The organism is Campylobacter concisus, from assembly GCF_002913865.1.
In the GTDB taxonomy this organism is placed as follows: Bacteria; Campylobacterota; Campylobacteria; order Campylobacterales; family Campylobacteraceae; genus Campylobacter_A; species Campylobacter_A concisus_AM.
This window is the reverse complement of sequence record NZ_POYX01000033.1, coordinates 1-635: the sequence shown is the minus strand read 5'-3', so window position 1 is coordinate 635 and position 635 is coordinate 1. Positions and strand designations below refer to the sequence as shown.

Genomic DNA, 635 nt, shown 5'->3' with positions numbered 1-635 from the left:
GTTATAACGTATATTATAAATAATTTTTAGTATGTTTAATACTTTATTTTGATATTTATATACTATTTTACATTATTTATATAATATTTTAGGTATATTTAATGATAAATAACGTATAATTCTTCAATGATTGAAACAAGTGATATATTTAATTTGCTTCATAATGCAGTTGAGGCAAAAAATATCGGAAAAAAAATTTCACAAGCAAAAATGGCAGAGGATCTTGGCGTGCCGATGAGGACATATCAGGACTGGAGGCTTGGTAACTCAAAGCCGCAAGCTGCTGCTGCTGTTTGCAAACTGCTATGTGAGCTTGACGATGATGAAATATTATTTGTTGTCAATAAGATGAGAAAATTGCTAGGAAAATAGATGGAAAATTTAACACAAAAAGAGAGAATCGACCTTGAGAGCGTTTTTGCAGTCATTTGCACTAAAAAAGAGTCAAAAATTTTAGTCACTTATAAGGATATATGCTCGGCTGCAGCTTCAAAATTTCATGTAGTTAAAAATAAGATCAAAAAAGTAAGAGAAAAGAGAGCCAAAATTTAATATTTTTGGCTTGAAATTTGTATATTTTATAAACTTTGTAGCCAAAAAAACCGTCAAATAAATTTCATCCTACCTATTTATAT

Annotated in this window: 2 protein-coding genes; both read left to right on the top strand. The window is 28.8% G+C overall.

Going from position 1 to position 635, the window contains the following annotated elements; genetic code table 11:
* The first annotated feature begins 126 nt into the window (after window positions 1–126).
* Window positions 127–372, top strand: a complete 246-nt coding sequence (locus CYP77_RS02195; protein ID WP_009294123.1) for a DNA-binding protein — start codon at window positions 127–129, stop codon at window positions 370–372.
* Window positions 373–552 (top strand): hypothetical protein, encoded by a 180-nt coding sequence (locus tag CYP77_RS02190; RefSeq protein WP_103567947.1) that lies wholly within the window; start codon window positions 373–375, stop codon window positions 550–552.
* The last annotated feature ends 83 nt before the right edge of the window (window positions 553–635 follow it).